We start from the raw sequence: 18,707 nt of genomic DNA, 5'->3' as shown, positions 1-18,707 counted from the left end.
ACCGAAAAATTATATGGAAGGACCAGTCAAAAATAAGATCATCGCCATGATCCCGGCGCGCTACGAAGCCTCTCGATTCCCTGGAAAGCTGTTAAAAGACCTGAACGGGAAAACCGTAATCACCAGGACCTACGAAGCCGCGTTGAATACCGGTCTTTTCGATGAAGTTTACGTGGTGACCGATAGCGATAAGATCTATTCAGAGATCGAAAAAAATGGTGGGAAGGTTCTAAGAAGTAAAAAGGAACATGAATGCGGCAGTGACCGTATTGCCGAGGCCGTGGAAGATATGGAGGTAGATATCGTGCTGAACGTCCAGGGTGATGAGCCTTTTATAGACAAGAACAGCCTGGCGAAATTACTCGAAGTATTCCAGCAGGAAGGAGCAGAGGAAATAGACCTGGCCTCTTTAAAAACTCCTTTGAAAGGCAGTGATGAGATCACCAATCCGAATAACGTAAAAGTGATCACGGGCAAGGAAGGATTTGCGCTTTATTTTTCTAGATTCCCTGTTCCATATCCACGAGACACATCGGCCAAAGTGACCTATTATAAACATATAGGGATCTATGCCTTTAGAAAATCGGCTTTGATGGATTTCTACAAATTACCCATGCTGCCGCTGGAAGCATCCGAAAAGATAGAATGTATACGCTACCTGGAATATGGTAAAAAGATCAAAATGGTGGAAACCAGTGTTAAAAGTATAGGTATAGATACCCCTGAAGATCTTGAAAAGGCCCGTAAGATCCTTAGTTAGAACTTACGGCCTCTTTATATGTTTTTAATGCTCGCTCCCGGGCTTCCTTGTGGTCTACCATTTTTTCAGGATAGTCATCGGTTCCATATTCAGGAACCCATTCCTTAATATATTCCTGGTTCTCGTCGAATTTGTCGATCTGCGTGGTAGGATTAAAGATCCTGAAATAAGGGGCGGCATCTACACCACTTCCGGCAGCCCACTGCCAGTTTTCTACATTGGAAGACATTTCATAATCCAGCAACTTTTCGGCAAAATAGGCCTCACCCCAGCGCCAGTCTATCAGCAGATGTTTGCATAAAAAGGAAGCCACAAGCATCCGTATGCGATTATGCATGTAGCCAGATTTATTGAGTTGTCGCATTCCGGCATCCACAAGCGGAAAACCGGTCTCTCCTTTTTTCCAGAGTTCGAATTCGTCCTTATTGTTTCTCCAGTCTATACGGTCATACTTTTTCTTAAATGCATCGGTAACCGTTTCTGGATAATGATACAGGATCTGCATGAAGAACTCACGCCATACAAGCTCCTGCAGAAAGGTCTTGTTCTTTTGTTTATCTGCCTCTCGAACCATTTGCCGTACACTTACGGTTCCGAACCTTAAATGAGGTCCAAGCCTGGAGGTACCTTCCTCTGCGGGATAATCCCTTTTATCTTCATAGTCCTTTATTAGACCGGGGGTGACCTGGTAATCTGGAACTTTAATGGAGGATTTTTTAAAACCTATATCGCTCAGGCTGAGATTGGGAAGCCTGGAGTTTTTTATGTAATTATCTGAATATCTTGCGGTATAGTGAAAATCCAGGTCGGTTTCCCTGAATTTGTCCATCCAGGTATTCTTGTACGGAGTATATACCACGTATGGATCCCCATCCTGTTTTACCACCTCGTCTTTTTCGAAGATCACCTGATCCTTGAAATCGTGAAATTCGATATCATTTTCTTCGAGTAATTCTTTGATTTCTTCATCGCGGTCCTTGGCATAAGGCTCATAATCCCGATTGGTAAAAACTTTCTTAACCTGATGATCCTTAATCAGTTCCTTGAAGATCTCTTTTGGAGTACCGTGGTACATCCCAATGGAACTGTCGTTTTCATTTTGCAACTGATCCCTCATTTCCTGAAGGTTGTCATAAATAAAACTTACCCTGGCATCGTCTTCGGGTAACTTATCCAGGATCTCGCTATCAAAAATAAAAATTGGTAATACAGGCAGGTCATCACGAAGTGCTGCCTTTAAGCCTGCATTATCATCAAGTCTAAGGTCCCTACGGAACCAGAATATGTTTACTTCCTTTCCCATTAATTGTTATTTATGGTAGACAGTCCGCCATCAACTCCCAGGATTTGCCCGGTGATCCAGCCGCTTTCATCGCTTAGCAGGAATGCAGCCAGGTTGGCAATATCCTTGGCCTGACCTACTCGTTTAAGTGGATGTCTTTGATCCATTTTCTGTCTTTTATCTTCACTGGATAGAAGTTTTTCCGCCAGGGGGGTATCGGTAAGGGAAGGCGCTATCACGTTTACCCTGAAATTCGGGGCATACTCGGCAGCGAGAGACTTCGCAAAACCTTCTATCGCACCTTTAGCTGCTGCAATATTGGTATGAAATGGCATTCCTACCTTTACCGCAACCGTGCTAAAGAATACAAGACTTGCCTGTTTAGAATTTTTTAGTTTGTCCAGCAGTCCCTGAACAGATCTCATAAGACCGAAGAAATTAAGCTGCATTTCCTTTTCGAAACTTTCCGGTTTTATCATTTTAAAGGGCTTAAGATCAATGCTTCCTGGGCAGTAAACCAGGCCATCGATCTGATCTGGCAGGTCCAGCTCTGAAATGTCGTCTTTGAGGACATCGAAATCCAGGTGTTTTACTTTATCTGTATCTAGCTGCCCGGTATTTCTCGAGGCCACAATTACGTTATGATTTGCTTTTAGCAGTTCTGAGATCTGGTAACCAATTCCCGTTGAACCACCAATTAGTAGAATGTTCTTACTCATAATTTTTAATTTAATATATCTTGTTTCAGGGTTTCATTTTTCTGTGCGTCCCCGGTGTATTCACCAAAAAGCTCGATCAGCTTGTTCTTTCTATAATCGAAGATCTCATTCAGCTTTGGTTTTACCAGAATAGGATGAGCTAGCTGGCCCAAGATCCCCAAGGGCAGTTTGTAATCTATAATGTCTTCCATTTCCACTCCTCCAGGAATAGGCTTGATAAAATGTTTATGATGCCATAAAGAGTAAGGGCCAAATCTTTGTTCATCTACAAAATATTCGCCTTCCTTGACATGGGTTATCTCGGTAACCCACTTGGTCTTTATGCCCGCAACCGGGGTAACTATATACTGTATGATCTGCCCTGGAAACATGGGGCGGTCTTCTCCCGATAAGATTTCGAACCCCATATAATCTGGAGTGATGGTCTTTAAGTTTTTAGGATCTGAAAGGAATTGCCAGGCCTCCTCCACGCTCATGGGTAATTTTTGCTGGCTTTGCAGACGATAGATTTTCATTATAAATGTTTGAAGTAAAAGTAAAACTCATTTTGTTTAAAAAGAAATAATATTAGTTAAACAAAAATTAAATGAATTTCATTCGTAGGAGAAATCTTTACTATATTTACTCAAAACTAAACTGTACCAATATGAAAAAACTATTATCTCTTGCAGTGATCTTTTGTCTTTCGATCTCTATGAACGCCCAGATCGAGGCTCCTCAGCCAAGTCCCTCCGCCAAAATTGAACAAAAGGTAGGGCTTACCGATGTTACCGTAGAATATTCCAGGCCAGGCATGCGTGGGAGAACTATTTTTGGTGATCTTGTTCCTTATGGTAAGGTATGGAGAACCGGAGCTAATGCTAATACCAAGATTACATTTAGCGATGATGTAATGATAAACGGCAAAGAACTTAAAAAAGGTTCTTACGCCATTTACACGATTCCAAACAAGGATTCCTGGGAAGTGATGTTCTACTCTTCAACAGATAACTGGGGAGTGCCTCAGCAGTGGGACGAAAGCAAGGTGGCTCTAAAGGCCAAAGCCGAAACCATGGAGATGCCTATGAAAATGGAAACTTTTACCATTGTGATAGACGAACTTAAAAACGACTCTGCCGTGCTTAACTTTATCTGGGAAAATACCATTGCCATGCTGAAAATGGAATTCCCTACCGATGAGAAAACCATGGCCAGCATCGAGAAAGTGATGAATGGCCCTACGGCTAACGATTATTTTGCTGCCGGAAGCTATTATCATGAAGCAGGGAAAGACCTTGAAAAAGCTCATCAATGGGTTTCCAAAGCAGCTGAAATGGCCGGTGATCAGGCATTCTGGATCCTAAGAAGAAAATCCCTTATAGAAGCCGATATGGGTAAAAAAGAGCAGGCGATCGCCACCGCAAAAAAATCTTTAGCTTCTGCTGAAAAGGCCAAGAATGATGATTACGTGAAAATGAACAAAGAGTCTATAGCAGAATGGGAAGGAAGTAAATAATTCCTGAACCATTTTAAAACATTAAAGGTTTTCCTCTTTATGTCATCCTGAAATAAATTCAGGTTGACGAAATAGTAGAGGAGAACCTTTTTTCTTTTTAATATTCCAGGCCTATCTGTTCCCTTATCTTATCCAGTAGCTGCATCAGGTCTTTAGTGTGGTCCAGGCTCCATTGGTCGCTTTCGGTCTTTCCCTGTGTAAGCATCCTGCCTACATGGGCGGCCTCAAAATAATAACCGGTGGTTTGAACTCCGAACTCCTTGGTTTCTTCTTTTCCTTCCTCAATTATTGTTACCGACGTAGGTTCATGAAACCTTTCGTTAATAATCATTTTCCCCTTTTCCAGTTCAATTTCGGCAATGGTAGGTGTCTTTTCCTTGAAGGTGGAATAAAGTTCTGCCTGTACTTGGCCGGTATATTTGAATCTGATCTGGCAGGACGAATCCACCCCGGTCTCGGAGAATTCTGCGCTTGCCTGGATCTCTTCAGGCATTCCCAATAAGGAATACGCCAGGAAGACCGGGTAAATTCCTATATCCAGCAGGCTACCGCCCCCCAGGGATTTATTGAAAAGTCGTTTGGTTTCATCGAATTCGGCCTTAAAGCCAAAATCTGCTTTTATGGACTTGATTTTTCCCATTTCCCCGGACTTCAGCTTTTCCTCCGCGAATTCGAAATGTGGAAGGAATTTCGTCCATAAAGCTTCCATTAGGAAAACATTTTTAGACCTCGAGACTTTTATCATTTCCAGGGCCTGGCCGGTATTCATGGCGAAAGGTTTTTCGCAAAGCACAGCCTTTCCGTTTTTCAGGCATTCTAGGGTCAATTCATAATGGAATATATGCGGAGTCGCGATATATATCACATCTATATTGGCATCTTCTATAAGTTGGCTGTAGGCGCCATAGGCTAGCTCCGCCTGGTGGTTCAGGGCAAACTCTTCAGCTTTCTCCCGGTTCCTGCTGGCCACCGCGTATAGCTTTGCATCTTCAACTTCAGCCAGGTCGTTAGCGAATTTGTTCGCGATCTTCCCCAGCCCAATGATACCCCAATTTATCTTTTTCATGTAGTTTCAATTTCCGAATTAGATTGCGTGAACATCTGTATTAGCACCGCAATGGCGATAACCAGCCCGCATCCCAACACGTTCAGCCATAGGTAGGGCATGAGTTCCAGTTCAAATACCAGGAATATGATAGCCTGGGTGATGATCGCTGCAATAAAAACAGCGTTGCTTTTTACCGATTTTATAAAAAAGGCCAGTAAAAATATCCCCAGAACGTTTCCGTAGAAAATGCTGCCAATGATGTTCACTAACTGAATTAGATTGTCAAAAAGGTCGGCCAGGCTGGCGAAGGCGATCGCAATAACTCCCCACATCAGGGTAAACCATTTCGAGGCTGCCAGGTAGTGTTCCTCGCTTTTATTCTCTTTATGGTTCCTGCGATAAAGGTCTATTACCGTGGTAGAAGCTAGGGCATTCAATTCTGATGCCGTGGAAGACATGGCCGCAGAAAGGATTACCGCTAATAGCAGGCCAATGAGGCCTCTTGGTAGATTATTCAGGATAAAATGAATGAACACATAATCCTTATCATTGCTTTCTGCCTCTTCGTCTGAAGCATCTATAAACATTTTTGCTTCTTCTCTTACATCTTTTTGCTCCTTTTCCAGGGCCACATATTGCTGTTCAAAATCGGCGACCTGCTCCTTAGTCATTGATGACTTATTTTCAGCATAGTTCAGACTTAAATCCTGTTTTCGCTCCTGTATCTCTTCGTTCACGAGCATAAGATCTCGATACTGTTCCGAATAATTAGAATTGAGCACGGTTTCGGTGGCGGCCGGGTTAAAATTAAGTGGAGCCGTATTGAACTGGTAAAATACAAAGACCATCACCCCAACCAGAAGGATAAAGAACTGAAGTGGCACTTTTAATAGTCCGTTAAAGATCATTCCCATCTGGCTTTCTTTCACCGAGCCCCCGGAAAGGTATCTTTGCACCTGGCTCTGGTCTGTTCCAAAATAGGAGAGGGCCAGGAAGCTTCCTCCAATAAGGCCGCTCCAGAGGGTATAGCGATTTTCGAAATCGAAAGAATAATCGAGTATGTTCATTTTACCGCCGGTTCCGGCGATCTCCAGCGCATTGCTGAAACTTACTGAATCTGGGAGATAACTAAGAATGATAAAAAATGCGAAGATCATTCCCGTAAGTATGACGGCCATCTGTTGTTTGTGGGTTACACTTACCGCTTTTGTTCCTCCTGAAACCGTATAGATGATCACCAACACCCCGATAATGATAGTGAGATAGGTAAGGTTCCAACCCAGCACCGCCGAAAGGACGATGGCTGGGGCGAAAATGGTGATTCCGGCCGCGAGTCCGCGCTGTACCAGGAATAAAATCGCGGTAAGGGTCCTTGTTTTCCGGTCGAACCTGGATTCGAGGTATTCGTAAGCGGTATAAACTTTCAGCCGGTGATAAATAGGAATAAAGACCATACAGATGATGACCATGGCGATGGGAAGGCCAAAATAGAACTGTACAAATCCCATCCCGTCGTGAAAGGCCTGTCCCGGTGTAGAAAGAAAGGTGATCGCGCTGGCCTGGGTAGCCATGACCGAAAGACCTATGGTCCACCATTTCGCATTCTTCCCTCCACCAATATAATCTTCGACGTTCTTACTTCCCCGGGATTTATAAACTCCATACCAAACTATAAAGGCGATGGTTCCTGTAAGAACGATCCAGTCTATTAATTGCATATTAGGCGAAATAATTCATGATTAAATAGAACGCGAGGATATAGATCGCGTTGGCAATAAGAACAAGGGTATAGCTTCTCTTCCAGTGGTAGGTTTCGGGTTTTTCCATTATTTCCCTATTGAGATTAGATTTGCAAATAACCTGAATGCCCCCGGAACGGCTTCAGGAAACTGCCTGAAAAAACTAAGGCCGGTATAGATATAATGTCCCTCTCCATATTTGGCTACCAGAAGGCTGCCGTTCTTTGGGGTTTCACCGGCATCATGCATGCTTAAAACTGGCGTGAATTGCTCTCCCCAGGAATCAGGAAAATAAAGTCCTCTTTCCTGTACCCAACCTTCAAAGTCTTTACTGGTTAATTTGTTAGGGGTATTCAACACCGGATGCATGGGAGCCAGGAAGCTTACTTCTGAATTTTCATCGGTTACCCGGTCCCTGGAAAGTTCTAGATCATAAGGCGACAGGTCGCCGGTTACCAATCCGCGGTTGGTATTGTACTGGACGATCATGGTACCTCCCTGTTTCACATACTGCTTTAGGATCTCCTGTTTGAATTTAAGATCTTCAACCACATTGTAAGCCCTTATTCCCAGGACTACGGCGTCAAAATTTTGTAGCCTGGCCAGGGAGATCTCCCCTGGAGAGAGACTGGTCACTTTATAACCTATTTGTTCCAGGCTTTCAGGGACTACATCCCCGGCTCCTTCGATATAGGCGATATTCTCACCTTTTTTGTTGATATCCAGTTTTACCAGTTTAAGACTAGCCTGTTTTACCAGGTTTTGATCTGGAATATGCTCGTAATTGATCTCTACCAGATTTAGATCATAGACCTTTCCGTCTATGCTCGCCTGGGGAATCAGTCTGGTTTCGTTCTGGGTTTCGGGTGGAGTGATCCTGAACTTAAGATTTTCAGAACCTCCAGCCTGGGCAATGGAAAACTGGCTTTTTACCGGTTCTATCTTCCATCCTTTACCCGCGGTAAGTTTTAGCTCACCCTTAAGCTGAGGCTTTTTGGCTGTAACCCGAATGCTAATCTCCCTGGGCTGGGTGTTATTGAAAATAAGCACATCCTCGGTGAAATTCAGATCTACAGGTGGGACGATCTCAAAATTCTTATAGGTCTCGCCATATACATTGTCGTTATACTTATAAACCACTGGTTTTTCGAAATTCATGTTCACGCCCCCGATATTTATCTTGAAAGTCGCCTTGGTATTCAGCGGCGTTTCGGGTAGGCCGCGTAGTTTTTGATCTTCCACACTATACATTCCCATGCTCCCTTCTTTTTCCAGCCAGTAAGGCGTGGTGTACTGGGCTGTAGCCGGGATCTTGAAATTCATGTTCCCGTCCCATCCCTTGTTATTGGCTAGTTTTACCTCCGGGTTTAGAACTGAATTATTCGGGGTTAGCTCAACTCTGTTAAGTACAATTTCCTGATTGCTGCGATTAATAGCTTCCAGCCTTACCTGTAAGTCTTCGGAAGGGGTGATGCTGGGCTTTTCTGCCACTGCTTCCAGGTAAAGCCCGGAACAGGCATATATGATCTCTTTGATCTCCCGAGTCTTTACTTCCTTCCAGTGTTCGTCTTCCAGGTTTTGGATCAATTCGTAAGCCTTTAAAAGTTGAGGTAAACTTTTTGAAGGATCCTGGAAATCGAAATTATTTTCAACCTCTAAAAGTACCTCGCCAATCTCTTTTCCTCCTTCGATACGGTTCCAGCTAGTATCTATACCTTCAAAAATATTGGAGTCTTCGGCAGGAAGTTCTCCCTTTATAAGTTCAAGATATTCCATTTGTGAGCCACGACTGCCTGTACTTCCAAAACCCTGGGAACGATGCTGGCTACGACTTAGCGAAGCGATCTCAGTATTTGAGAGACCTCTTAACGGAAAATAGGTTCCGGTATCGAAACTTATGAAATTCGATTTATCGGCCTGGGCGAAGGCTTCATCCCCACCGTAGAACCATGGGGAAGTATTAAAAAATAAGCGTTTTGGCTGGTAAGCCTCCACATATTCCAGTTGACCCTTATAAGTATCTTTTGATCCTGAAAGTTCGAAAGCTTCTACGCTCAGGATCGCCGAAGAGGTATGATGTCCGTGCGTACTGCCCGGTGTGCGATGATCGAACCTGTTAATGATCACATCTGGCCTGAACTTTCTAATGACCCAAACCACATCACTTAGCACTTCATCTTTGTTCCAGATCTCCAGGGTTTCTGATGGGGTTTTGGAATAACCAAAATCGTTGGCCCTGCTGAAGAATTGTTCCCCGCCATCGATGCGTCTTGCGGCCAGCAGTTCCTGTGTTCTTATCAATCCCAGTTGCTCCCTTAGTTCAGGACCAATAAGGTTCTGGCCGCCATCGCCGCGGGTAAGGGAAAGGTAAGCCGTCCTGGCATTTCTTTCATTCGAAAAATAAGAGATCAAGCGGGTGTTCTCATCATCGGGATGAGCCGCAATATATAGTACCGAACCAAGAAAGTTCAGCTTTTTGATATGATTGTAAATTTCAGAGGATCCCCATTTTTCAGGAGCCTGGGCCTGGCTAAAAGTGTAGGCTATTAGAAAAAGAGCAAGTATTAATTTGCGCATTGAATCTTAGGTTTTACCAAATATAAAAACTTTCGATTCTTCAGTAAGCGTATTTTTGGGTTCTTTTGGATTTATAGGCTTTCCTTACCGTCGTCATGCCTTCTTTCGGTGGCGATAAGGGACACTGCTTTTTGAAGAATAAGGTTATTAGGATAGGTGATAAGCTCACCTTCCGCAGTTCTTAAATGAAGGTGGAAGGCCTTGATATCTTCGATCTCGGCTTCTATGGGCAGGTCCTTATCATGTATCTTGATGGTGTCCCCGATCTTGTAGGGAAAGGAGAAGAACATGATGATACCTGAGGTGATATTGCTCAGAATAGACCAGATGGCAAAAAGTGCCACTCCAATCACGGCAAATACTGAAGAAAAAATGAGGGAAAGATCGGTCAGCCCAACGCCCCAGGCAAATGCAAGTAGGAAGGCCGCGATCAGGAGAATAAGGATATTAATGTATTTGAACATTAAACGCGTCCTGGTGATATTGATCTCACTGCGTTTACCAACCTTGTTCGCCGCTTTTTTCATAGCAAACTGTATCACCATCAAAATGATGAGTACCGCCAGGGAATACAGCAATTGCTCGCGATATGTGATAAGGATCTCGTACATTAATTTAACTCCAGTTTTTCCCGCAAAGGTAGATTTTTATTCGAATTCTTGTTCCAGTAGTCAGATTTTATGCGTTGTTTTTTTACGGCACTCGTGGTGAGCAATTTTTGATCATCCTCAAAACCGGAAGGATAGGTCTCTTCCCATTTTTCGATACCAAAGGGAAAATAAGGCTGGTAAAAGATCTTTAATTTCCTTTTCAATTCCGGGTATTCCAGCATATAAACATTGAGTTCGTCTACAGTATAAAATTCACCGCTTACTGTATATTCTTTTATGGGTTGATGACTAAGTCGCAGGTATTCTAGTGAAGGGATCATTTTGAATTCCCCGACCGGAAGCTTATCTGGATCTATGCGCAGGCGGTTCCAAACTTCGTTCTCGAGTTCGGCCTTTTCAAGGCTCAGTTGCTGGTCTGCTTCTCCCTGGAAGTAGGAATGGCTGCTTATTTCGTAATTTTCTCTGTTATTCAGTTGAGTGTAGACCTGACCACACCACTCCTGGATGGAAGCCGAAATCTTGAGCGCGTGTTCCTGCCCATTCAAAGGGTAGAAAGAGCTTTGCATGATGCTGTAAGGATAAATACCGGTCACAAAATTCTTAGTGGAATTAAGTTTAAGAACCGAAATATTTTTTTTGTTCTGGGAATTTGCCTTTACCTGCTCCTTCGGAAGGAAATCTTCGGTCACAAAAATGAGTACCGCTTCACCCTTTCTCATTTCCCCGTACCTGGCCTGCTCCAGTTCATAAGAAGTGATCTCGGCTTCACCGGAATACCAGTAATCCTTGAATTTTTCAGAAAGTTGAAGTTCCTGAACCTTACCTTTCTGGCTATTGCAGGAAAAACAAAAGATAATGAGCAATACGAAAACTAAATGCCGGTACATGTTTTCTTCTAAAGGTACAAATTTCAACTATTTACGAGCTCTTTAATGGTTTTATAGACGAGGTGGGTGGGAAGGCCCACCACATTGAAATAACTTCCTTCGATCTTTTCGATGCCTATTAAACCTATCCATTCCTGGATGGCATAACCCCCGGCCTTATCAAAGGGTTTATAATTTTTTACATAGTATTTTATCTCCTCATCGCTGAGGTCTGAAAAGAAAACCCTGGTAGTATGGTTTAAAACCTTTTGAGAATTCGCCATACTGAAACATACGGAAGTGATCACCTCGTGGTCTTTTCCTGAAAGTGATCTAATCATGTTCACAGCCTCTTCATGATCCTGTGGTTTACCCATGGCAATACCATCATTATATACTATGGTGTCGCTGGTAATAAGGACCTGGTTAGCTTTGAGATCTTCTTTAAAAGCTTCAGCCTTCAGTCTGGCCAGGTAGTCTGTGATCTCGGCTTCTTTAAGGTGGTCTGGGAAAACTTCATCTACAGGCCTCACATCTATTTTAACCGGGATCTCCAGTTCGTCAAAGAATTTATGCCTTCGTGGTGACCCGGAAGCAAGGATGATCTCGTAATCTTTCAGTAAGTCTTTCAGCATAATTTTAGAGTAAAATGAATTGCAGGAGGCCAATAGAAACAAGGCCAAAGAAAAGTACGAATTTCAGGACCAGGCTAAGGCGAGCGTATTCAGATTTTTTTTCAGCACTCCAGATGTTCACCTGGAAAAAGAGCAAAGGAGCCACCAACAGGAACAGGGCGTAAACCACGGCGTAAATATGCTCGAACAAATACTGGTAGATATAGAACAAAAGAAAACCTAGTGGTAAAAGGCCAGCCAGAAAAAGGATCTTGTTGGTCCTTTTCTTTCCCAGACCTATTGGCAGGGTTTTATAGCCTGCATTATAATCACCATCCATATCCTGCTGGTCCTTTACGATCTCGCGCAAGAGGTTCACCAGGAAGGCGAAAATAGAATAGTCTATAAGAATGGAAAAGATGACCGACTGGGTTTGCTGGTTTTCGGGAGTTATCGCGGGTAAAAGGTCATAAAGACCTACGCCTACAGGGATTAGTCCAACGATTATGCTCACCAGGATATTCCCCACCAGGATGGTTTGCTGTAACTGCGAATTATAAATGTACAAGATTGCCGAACCAAAAATAAAAAAGGCTGAAAACCCCGGTTTACCAATCATGTTCGACAGGTAAAAACCAAGCCCCACGCCAATGATGTTTAGAATAAAGAACAGTCGGTAAGCTGCTTTTTCAGAAATGTCCTTATTGATAAAGGTACGATCGGGTTTATTTTTCAGGTCGGCGGGCACATCAAAGATATCGTTGATCACGTATCCCGAGGCTGCTACGCTAACCACAGCCAGGACGAGCATGGAGAATCCGAATAGATTAAGGGTAATGGCCACTTCAAATGGTTCAAAAAGGCCATATTTAATAAGGAACATGCAAAGCGCGATAAAAACGAGGTTCCCGGCCCTGATCAATTTTAAATATTTCAGCATGAAACTAGGCTTTTTTCTCGATCCATTTTCCCTGAACCTTCATCACCTGTTCTATCACATCCCTAACACATCCTTCTCCGCCTTTTTTATGGGAAACATACAGGGAAACCTCTTTGACTTCCGGCACCGCGTCCTGTGGGCAGCAGGGCAGCCCAACCAGTTTCATGGGGTACATATCGGGAATATCATCACCCATATAAAGTACTTCTTCGGCCTTAATATTATAGATATCGAAGAACTCGTCCATTTGTTCCACTTTATCTCCAACTCCAAGATAGATGTCGGTAATACCCAGGTCGCGCAGGCGTTGTCTAACTCCTTCGTTCTTTCCGCCACTAATGATACATACGGTATAACCTGATTTCTGAGCCATTTTCATGGCATAGCCATCCTTGGTGTTCATCGTTCTAAGCAGTTCCCCGTGGGTTGAAATCTGGATGGATCCGTCGGTAAGTACTCCGTCTACGTCGAAAACAAAGGTTTTAATCTGGTTCAAATGTTCTTTATAGCTCTTTTCCATGCAATTTTTGTATAGATTCGGTTAATATAGTATATATCTTTTTCCTGTCCTGATCCAGTAGTTCCAGGTGTGCCTCGATGGTCTTATTGTCATTCCGCAAGGCCGGCCCGGTCTGAGCAGTATAGGGATCAAGGCTTTCGATCTTGTCCACGGTTTCCCTGATCAACGGTCTTAGTATCTCGAAGGGCAGATCATTATCCCGGCAATAATCTGAAGCCAGCGCGAAAAGGTGATTACTGAAATTATTCACGAAAACAGCCGAAACATGCAGGGCTCTGCGCTGTTCAGAATTTACTTCGAAGATCTTGTCACTTACCTTGGCAGCGACCTTTTTCAGGAGTTTTAGATTTTTCTGGGTATTGGCTTCCAGGCAAAGCGGGACCTCTCTGAAGTTGACTTCCTTGTTCTTTGAAAAAGTCTGCAGTGGGTAGAATACTCCAAAATTCTCGAATTTCGATAAAGTATCCATATGCTGACTGCCCGAGGTGTGGGCCACGATGCCTCCGGAAATCTCTAATTGTGGGGCCAGTTCCTCTATGGCTTCGTCCTTGATCGAGATAAGATACAGGTCTGCAGGCTTCAACTTCTTAAGATCTGAGATCCTTTTTTCAGGATCTTCCACAAAATCCAGGTGATCTGGATTACGGTTATAAACCTGTATCACATCCAGTTGCTCTGCCCTGGAAAAGCTCTGATAAAGGTGCGTAGCCACGTTTCCGGCGCCAAGAATTACCACTTTGATCATTCGGCTAAAATACCAAAATTTTCAAGCAGGTGAAATTAACATTCGTCCAGTTTAGATTGAATCAGGATAAGCCCAGAAAACTGATAATAAATCGTTAAATTTGCAGCCGTTAAAATGACACTTCTTCATGCAGAAAAAAATAGCCTCAATCCTTTTTTCTACCCGCATCATGGCCGTTTTATTTATAATTTTTGCCGTTGCCATGGCCATGGGAACCTTCATAGAAAGTTGGTATAGTATAGAAACAGCCAGGATACTTATTTATAATACCTGGTGGTTCGAGGGCATCATGCTGTTCCTTTTGATCAATTTTATTGGTAATATCAAGCGTTACCAGCTCTATAAAAAAGAGAAATGGAGCACTTTGCTTTTGCACCTCTCCTTTATCCTTATCCTGATAGGTGCTTTTATCACCCGATACATTAGTTACGAGGGCATAATGCCAATTAGGGAAGGGGAGACCACCAATACTTTTATGACCCAGGAATCTTATCTAACCTTTTTCATCGATGGTGAAATAGACGGTAATGCAAGGAGAAGGGTGCTTCAGGAAGATGTACTTTTTGGACCTGAGGTAGAGAACGATTATACGCTGAACACAGATTTCAACGGGCAACCGGTGAAGTTCGAGGTGACCAACTTTATTCATGGTGCTGAAGAAGCCCTTGTACCAACTGAAGATGGTGAGAACTACCTGAAGATCGTGGAAGCCGGAGATGGGAATCGTCACGATCATTACCTGAAACAGGGTGAGGTTAGCAATATTCACAACACTCTTTTTACGCTGAACAGCCCACAGGATGGAGCCATCAATATACAGGTGACCGAAGATGGACAATACCTTATTGATTCTCCTTTTGAAGGGAATTACATGCGTATGGCCGACCAGAAAAAGGGTGAGCTGGTAAAAGATTCTACGCAGACCCTGATGCTCCGGTCGCTCTATAATATTGGGGCCATGCAATTCGTGATTCCCGAACCCATGATCAAGGGGGAATACGATGTGGTACCCACCAATCCTGAAACAAAGGAAGATATGGACGCCGTAACCGTGCGTGTATCTTCAAAAGGCAAATCGGAAACGGTGACCCTCCTGGGAGGACAGGGTATCGTGGCAGATCCCGTGCAGGTTAACCTTGCCGGGCTGGAGTTCTTCCTTAACTACGGCTCTATTGAAAAGGAACTGCCTTTTGCCTTAAAACTGAACGATTTTATTGCGGAAAAATACCCCGGAACTGCTGACAGACCAACTCCTGGTTATGCTTCTTTTAAAAGTAAGGTGGAGATCATCGAGGAAGGAGAAAAGCCCGAACCTTACGATATATATATGAACCATGTGCTGGACCACGAAGGTTACCGTTTCTTCCAGTCGAGTTTCGACCCCGACGAAAAAGGAACCATACTTTCGGTAAACCATGATTTCTGGGGTACCTGGACCACCTATATTGGTTACTTCCTACTATATTTTGGACTAATGTGGATATTATTCGATAAGAATTCCAGGTTTGGACATCTGGAAAAGAGCCTTAAAAAGATCAAGAAAAAGAAGAAGGCCCTCGCCAGCATGCTTATCATTTTGAGTGCCGGTTTCGGAGCCAGCGCTCAGGAAGGTGGTCATGAGCATATAGATTCAGATGTTTCCCAGATAGACAGTATCATCAGGACCAACGCTGTTAGCAAAGAACACGCGGCTAAGTTCGGGAAACTTATCATCCAGGATGCGGGTGGAAGGATGAAACCGGCCAACACCTATTCTTCAGAACTATTAAGAAAGCTTAGTAAGAGCGATGAATATGCCGGCCTGAGTTCAGACCAGGTCCTGGTTTCGATTACCGAAAATCCGGTATTCTGGTACCAGGCTCCTTTGATCTATGTGAAGAAAAGGAACGATAGCCTGCACAATATGCTGGGGGTAAGAGAGGGTAAGAAATACCTGGCCCTAACCGATTTCTTTGATGAAAGAGGAAACTACAAACTTTCTCCAGTTCTGGAAGATGCCTATAAGGCTGCTGTTCCCAACCAGTTTCAGAAGGATTTTATAGAGACAGATAAAAAAGTGAATCTGCTTTACCAGGCCGTTCAGGGTAAAGTGCTGAAAATATTCCCGGTACCTGAAGATGAGGATAACAAATGGATATCCTATCCAGAGGTTGATGAATCTAACTTAACCGGTATGGATTCGGTCTACACTAAACAGATACTTCCTTTATATATGAGCGCCTTGAGATCGGCCAGGGAAACCGGCGATTATGAAAAGGCAGACCAATACCTTGGAAGCATTAAAAGTTACCAGGAAAAATTTGGAAGCGAGGTAATGCCATCAGAAGACAAGGTTAACGCAGAGATCATGTATAACAAATATGATATTTTCAGGAACCTTTTCTGGATGTATATGCTGGCTGGTCTGTTGATGTTACTGTTCGTAATCGTGCAGATCTTTAAGGATAACAAGTTAATCAGGGGATTGATAAAACTGGGAGCCATTTCCATAATCATTCTCTTTGTAGTACATACTGCGGGTCTTGGAGCCAGGTGGTATATTTCGGGGCATGCTCCCTGGAGTGACGCCTATGAATCCATGATCTATGTAGCCTGGGCTACCATGTTCTTTGGGCTGGCATTTGGAAGGAAATCTAATCTTACTATCGCCTCTACGGCCTTTGTAGCTTCCATGATCTTAATGATCGCCCACTGGAACTGGATGGATCCTGCTATTGCTAACCTACAGCCTGTTTTGAATTCATACTGGCTAATGATACATGTTTCGGTGATCGTAGGTAGTTACGGTCCGTTTACCCTGGGAATGATACTGGGTGTAGTTGCGCTTATCCTGATGATCCTTACCAACGAGAAGAATAAAAAGAAGATGGAGGTGAATATTCACGAAATTACCGTGATCACCGAAATGGCACTTACGGTAGGACTGGTAATGCTTACCATTGGAAACTTCCTTGGAGGACAGTGGGCCAACGAAAGCTGGGGCCGCTACTGGGGATGGGACCCTAAGGAAACCTGGGCACTGATAAGTATTTTCGTTTATGCTTTCGTGATCCACATGAGGCTGGTGCCGGGGCTTAGAAGTCGCTGGTTCTTTAACCTGATGGCGATCGTGGCCTTCGCCAGTATCATGATGACCTATTTCGGAGTGAACTTCTATCTAAGTGGATTGCATTCTTACGCGAGTGGGGACAAGGTGATCACGCCTAGTTTCGTTTATTATTCCATCGCGGTGGTAGCAATATTAGGAGCATTATCTTACTGGAAATTCAAAAAATATTTCGCCAAAAGTTAAGCCTGGTCCCATCAGGTGAAAATTGAAAAAGGCAGGAATTAAATTTTAGTTGATATTCTATGATATGATTTATAGGAATTTTTTCATTGTTATTCTTGCCTTTTTCTCCTTGAATACATTCGGGCAGGAGATTCCTGCGGAGGTTGAAACCGAAATTCAAAGAAGAACTCAACTCGAGATAAACCCGAGCATGTCCATTGGTCTTTTATTGCCTGGCGGTGAAACGAGATTTTATAATTATGGAAAACTTGATGATTCCGGAAAAAAGGCTGATAGTCTTACTTTTTATGAGATAGGGTCTATTACCAAGACCTTTACTGCCTATTTGGCCAAAGAATATTTGCAGGAAGATCTTAATACTTCATTGGCTTTTTTCTTTCCTGAAATAAAGAATAAAGCACTTCAGAATACCAAGATATTTCAGTTAAGAAACCATACTTCTGGAGTACCCCGCCTGTCTGATAATTTTTCTCCTGCGAACTGGGCAGATCCTTACCAGGATTATTCTAATGAAAAACTGAACACCGAACTTGAAGATCTTAAGTTTGTGGCAGACAGCCTGAAGTCTTGGAGCTATTCAAACTTTGGTTACGGGATCCTGGGCAGGACCATAGAAAAGAAGACGGGGAAAGATTTCGAAAGTCTGATGGGAGATTTTCTCGATGAGGCAGGACTTAAAAAAACGGTTTTTGATCATTCCAGTTTAAAGGATGCTGAATTGGCCACTCCTACGAATATAGGGATAAAGAATTTTTACTGGCATTTGAATGGCCCCAGTAAATACGCCGGGGCACTTATTAGCAATACCAGCGATCTTATCGAATATCTGAAATTTCAGAAAAGGAATAACGAGATCTTTTCATCTGAATTGATTTCTGAAGCCATTCCAACTGGGATCAGGAACATGGGGCATGGCGAGCTATACTTTAAGGAGGGATGGTTCATCATGAAACCGGAACCTGGCACTGAAATTCTTATCCATAACGGGGGGACGGGAGGTTTTACTTCTTTTACAGGTTATAATAAATCCACTGGTACCGGGGTGGTTATTCTATCCAATTCGGTAAGTCTTAACGATGATATAGGTTTGAAGCTTATTTATCCAGAATTTAACCTGAACAGACCACAGCGAAGTATCGCATACGATTTGGCAGAATTTATTGAAATGGGTAAAACTGAAGACCTTTTATCCCGCTATAAGAACATGAAGAATGAGGGGAAACTGGTGAAAATAGTAGATATTTACTGGTTGGAGAGGCTTAATTATGGAAAGGGGAACTGGGAAGTTAGTGACCAGCTGAGCGATATTATGGTCTTGGAATTACCGGAAGACTGGGAAGTTTGGGATATAAAAGGACAAAATAAAGAGCGGCTTCAGGATTACGAAAGTGCAGCCGAAGCCTACCAAAAGGCTTTAGGCTTAGCTCCGGATAACGCCCAGCTTCAAAGGAAAATAGAGAAGGTAGAAAAACAGCTTAATTAGGAACTACTAAAAATAA

At 43.2% G+C, this 18,707-nt stretch carries 16 protein-coding genes; 4 read left to right on the top strand and 12 right to left on the bottom strand.

Annotated features, from left to right (window positions below; all coding sequences use genetic code 11):
* Positions 1 to 13 precede the first annotated feature (13 nt).
* Positions 14 to 760 carry a 3-deoxy-manno-octulosonate cytidylyltransferase gene (gene kdsB / locus FLP08_RS10380; RefSeq protein WP_156276626.1) on the top strand — a complete coding sequence of 249 codons (747 nt, stop codon included), beginning with the start codon at positions 14 to 16 and terminating at the stop codon, positions 758 to 760.
* On the opposite strand, the gene FLP08_RS10375 is transcribed toward kdsB, so the two are convergent.
* The 3 genes from FLP08_RS10375 to FLP08_RS10365 are packed head-to-tail and all read right to left on the bottom strand — an operon-like array spanning position 753 to position 3,276.
* The gene (locus tag FLP08_RS10375; protein ID WP_156276624.1) at positions 753 to 2,063 is read right to left on the bottom strand and encodes a cryptochrome/photolyase family protein; all 1,311 of its coding nucleotides are present in this window, start codon (positions 2,061 to 2,063) and stop codon (positions 753 to 755) included. The genes kdsB and FLP08_RS10375 overlap by 8 nt on opposite strands.
* Complete coding sequence (locus FLP08_RS10370) at positions 2,063 to 2,761, bottom strand: SDR family NAD(P)-dependent oxidoreductase (protein ID WP_156276622.1); 699 nt, start codon at positions 2,759 to 2,761, stop codon at positions 2,063 to 2,065. The genes FLP08_RS10375 and FLP08_RS10370 overlap by 1 nt, the downstream gene beginning before the upstream one ends.
* A 5-nt stretch (positions 2,762 to 2,766) precedes the next feature.
* Positions 2,767 to 3,276 carry an SRPBCC family protein gene (locus FLP08_RS10365; RefSeq protein WP_156276620.1) on the bottom strand — a complete coding sequence of 170 codons (510 nt, stop codon included), beginning with the start codon at positions 3,274 to 3,276 and terminating at the stop codon, positions 2,767 to 2,769.
* A gap of 131 nt (positions 3,277 to 3,407) precedes the next feature.
* Between FLP08_RS10365 and FLP08_RS10360 the strand changes: the two genes are divergently transcribed.
* On the top strand, positions 3,408 to 4,256 hold the full coding sequence (locus FLP08_RS10360) for a DUF2911 domain-containing protein (RefSeq protein WP_156276618.1): 849 nt from the start codon (positions 3,408 to 3,410) through the stop codon (positions 4,254 to 4,256).
* 97 nt (positions 4,257 to 4,353) lie between these two features.
* Here the strand turns inward: FLP08_RS10360 and FLP08_RS10355 are convergent, their stop codons facing one another.
* The 9 genes from FLP08_RS10355 to FLP08_RS10315 all read right to left on the bottom strand — a co-directional run bounded on the left by FLP08_RS10355 (position 4,354) and on the right by FLP08_RS10315 (position 13,916).
* The gene (locus FLP08_RS10355) at positions 4,354 to 5,322 is read right to left on the bottom strand and encodes a Gfo/Idh/MocA family protein (RefSeq protein ID WP_156276616.1); all 969 of its coding nucleotides are present in this window, start codon (positions 5,320 to 5,322) and stop codon (positions 4,354 to 4,356) included.
* Entirely contained in the window at positions 5,319 to 7,022 is a 1,704-nt protein-coding gene (locus FLP08_RS10350; RefSeq protein WP_156276614.1) for a sodium:solute symporter family protein, read from the bottom strand. The genes FLP08_RS10355 and FLP08_RS10350 overlap by 4 nt, the downstream gene beginning before the upstream one ends.
* Before the next feature lie 108 nt (positions 7,023 to 7,130).
* Positions 7,131 to 9,620, bottom strand: coding sequence for a PIG-L family deacetylase (locus tag FLP08_RS10345; protein WP_156276612.1), 2,490 nt, complete (start codon positions 9,618 to 9,620; stop codon positions 7,131 to 7,133).
* Positions 9,621 to 9,691: 71 nt separating this feature from the next.
* Positions 9,692 to 10,231 (bottom strand): mechanosensitive ion channel domain-containing protein, encoded by a 540-nt coding sequence (locus FLP08_RS10340; RefSeq protein WP_156276610.1) that lies wholly within the window; start codon positions 10,229 to 10,231, stop codon positions 9,692 to 9,694.
* A complete protein-coding gene (locus tag FLP08_RS10335) occupies positions 10,231 to 11,118 on the bottom strand; it encodes a septum formation inhibitor Maf (protein WP_156276681.1) in 888 nt (295 codons plus the stop codon). The genes FLP08_RS10340 and FLP08_RS10335 overlap by 1 nt, the downstream gene beginning before the upstream one ends.
* A 23-nt stretch (positions 11,119 to 11,141) precedes the next feature.
* Positions 11,142 to 11,732, bottom strand: a complete 591-nt coding sequence (locus FLP08_RS10330) for a Maf-like protein (RefSeq protein WP_156276608.1) — start codon at positions 11,730 to 11,732, stop codon at positions 11,142 to 11,144.
* Positions 11,733 to 11,736: 4 nt separating this feature from the next.
* A complete protein-coding gene (locus tag FLP08_RS10325; protein ID WP_156276606.1) occupies positions 11,737 to 12,651 on the bottom strand; it encodes a geranylgeranylglycerol-phosphate geranylgeranyltransferase in 915 nt (304 codons plus the stop codon).
* A 4-nt stretch (positions 12,652 to 12,655) separates the two neighbouring features.
* Positions 12,656 to 13,171, bottom strand: coding sequence for a KdsC family phosphatase (locus FLP08_RS10320; RefSeq protein WP_156276604.1), 516 nt, complete (start codon positions 13,169 to 13,171; stop codon positions 12,656 to 12,658).
* A complete protein-coding gene (locus FLP08_RS10315) occupies positions 13,155 to 13,916 on the bottom strand; it encodes a Rossmann-like and DUF2520 domain-containing protein (RefSeq protein ID WP_156276602.1) in 762 nt (253 codons plus the stop codon). The genes FLP08_RS10320 and FLP08_RS10315 overlap by 17 nt, the downstream gene beginning before the upstream one ends.
* Positions 13,917 to 14,043: 127 nt before the next feature.
* On the opposite strand from FLP08_RS10315, the gene FLP08_RS10310 reads away from it, so the two are divergent.
* Both FLP08_RS10310 and FLP08_RS10305 read left to right on the top strand, forming a co-directional pair.
* Positions 14,044 to 17,208 (top strand): cytochrome c biogenesis protein CcsA, encoded by a 3,165-nt coding sequence (locus FLP08_RS10310; protein WP_156276600.1) that lies wholly within the window; start codon positions 14,044 to 14,046, stop codon positions 17,206 to 17,208.
* Between the two features lie 64 nt (positions 17,209 to 17,272).
* Positions 17,273 to 18,691 carry a serine hydrolase domain-containing protein gene (locus FLP08_RS10305; RefSeq protein ID WP_156276598.1) on the top strand — a complete coding sequence of 473 codons (1,419 nt, stop codon included), beginning with the start codon at positions 17,273 to 17,275 and terminating at the stop codon, positions 18,689 to 18,691.
* Positions 18,692 to 18,707 lie beyond the last annotated feature (16 nt).

Origin of the sequence: Christiangramia aestuarii (assembly GCF_009735585.1) — a bacterium.
Taxonomy (GTDB): Bacteria; Bacteroidota; Bacteroidia; order Flavobacteriales; family Flavobacteriaceae; genus Christiangramia; species Christiangramia aestuarii.
This window is presented reverse-complemented; position numbering and strand designations above follow the sequence as displayed.

Bases quoted from the DNA above. Each gene is read 5' to 3' on its own strand.
- kdsB (WP_156276626.1), top strand. From the start codon at position 14: ATGGAAGGACCAGTCAAAAATAAGATCATCGCCATGATCCCGGCGCGC.
- FLP08_RS10375 (WP_156276624.1), bottom strand. From the start codon at position 2,063: ATGGGAAAGGAAGTAAACATATTCTGGTTCCGTAGGGACCTTAGACTT.
- FLP08_RS10370 (WP_156276622.1), bottom strand. From the start codon at position 2,761: ATGAGTAAGAACATTCTACTAATTGGTGGTTCAACGGGAATTGGTTAC.
- FLP08_RS10365 (WP_156276620.1), bottom strand. From the start codon at position 3,276: ATGAAAATCTATCGTCTGCAAAGCCAGCAAAAATTACCCATGAGCGTG.
- FLP08_RS10360 (WP_156276618.1), top strand. From the start codon at position 3,408: ATGAAAAAACTATTATCTCTTGCAGTGATCTTTTGTCTTTCGATCTCT.
- FLP08_RS10355 (WP_156276616.1), bottom strand. From the start codon at position 5,322: ATGAAAAAGATAAATTGGGGTATCATTGGGCTGGGGAAGATCGCGAAC.
- FLP08_RS10350 (WP_156276614.1), bottom strand. From the start codon at position 7,022: ATGCAATTAATAGACTGGATCGTTCTTACAGGAACCATCGCCTTTATA.
- FLP08_RS10345 (WP_156276612.1), bottom strand. From the start codon at position 9,620: ATGCGCAAATTAATACTTGCTCTTTTTCTAATAGCCTACACTTTTAGC.
- FLP08_RS10340 (WP_156276610.1), bottom strand. From the start codon at position 10,231: ATGTACGAGATCCTTATCACATATCGCGAGCAATTGCTGTATTCCCTG.
- FLP08_RS10335 (WP_156276681.1), bottom strand. From the start codon at position 11,118: ATGTACCGGCATTTAGTTTTCGTATTGCTCATTATCTTTTGTTTTTCC.
- FLP08_RS10330 (WP_156276608.1), bottom strand. From the start codon at position 11,732: ATGCTGAAAGACTTACTGAAAGATTACGAGATCATCCTTGCTTCCGGG.
- FLP08_RS10325 (WP_156276606.1), bottom strand. From the start codon at position 12,651: ATGCTGAAATATTTAAAATTGATCAGGGCCGGGAACCTCGTTTTTATC.
- FLP08_RS10320 (WP_156276604.1), bottom strand. From the start codon at position 13,171: ATGGAAAAGAGCTATAAAGAACATTTGAACCAGATTAAAACCTTTGTT.
- FLP08_RS10315 (WP_156276602.1), bottom strand. From the start codon at position 13,916: ATGATCAAAGTGGTAATTCTTGGCGCCGGAAACGTGGCTACGCACCTT.
- FLP08_RS10310 (WP_156276600.1), top strand. From the start codon at position 14,044: ATGCAGAAAAAAATAGCCTCAATCCTTTTTTCTACCCGCATCATGGCC.
- FLP08_RS10305 (WP_156276598.1), top strand. From the start codon at position 17,273: ATGATTTATAGGAATTTTTTCATTGTTATTCTTGCCTTTTTCTCCTTG.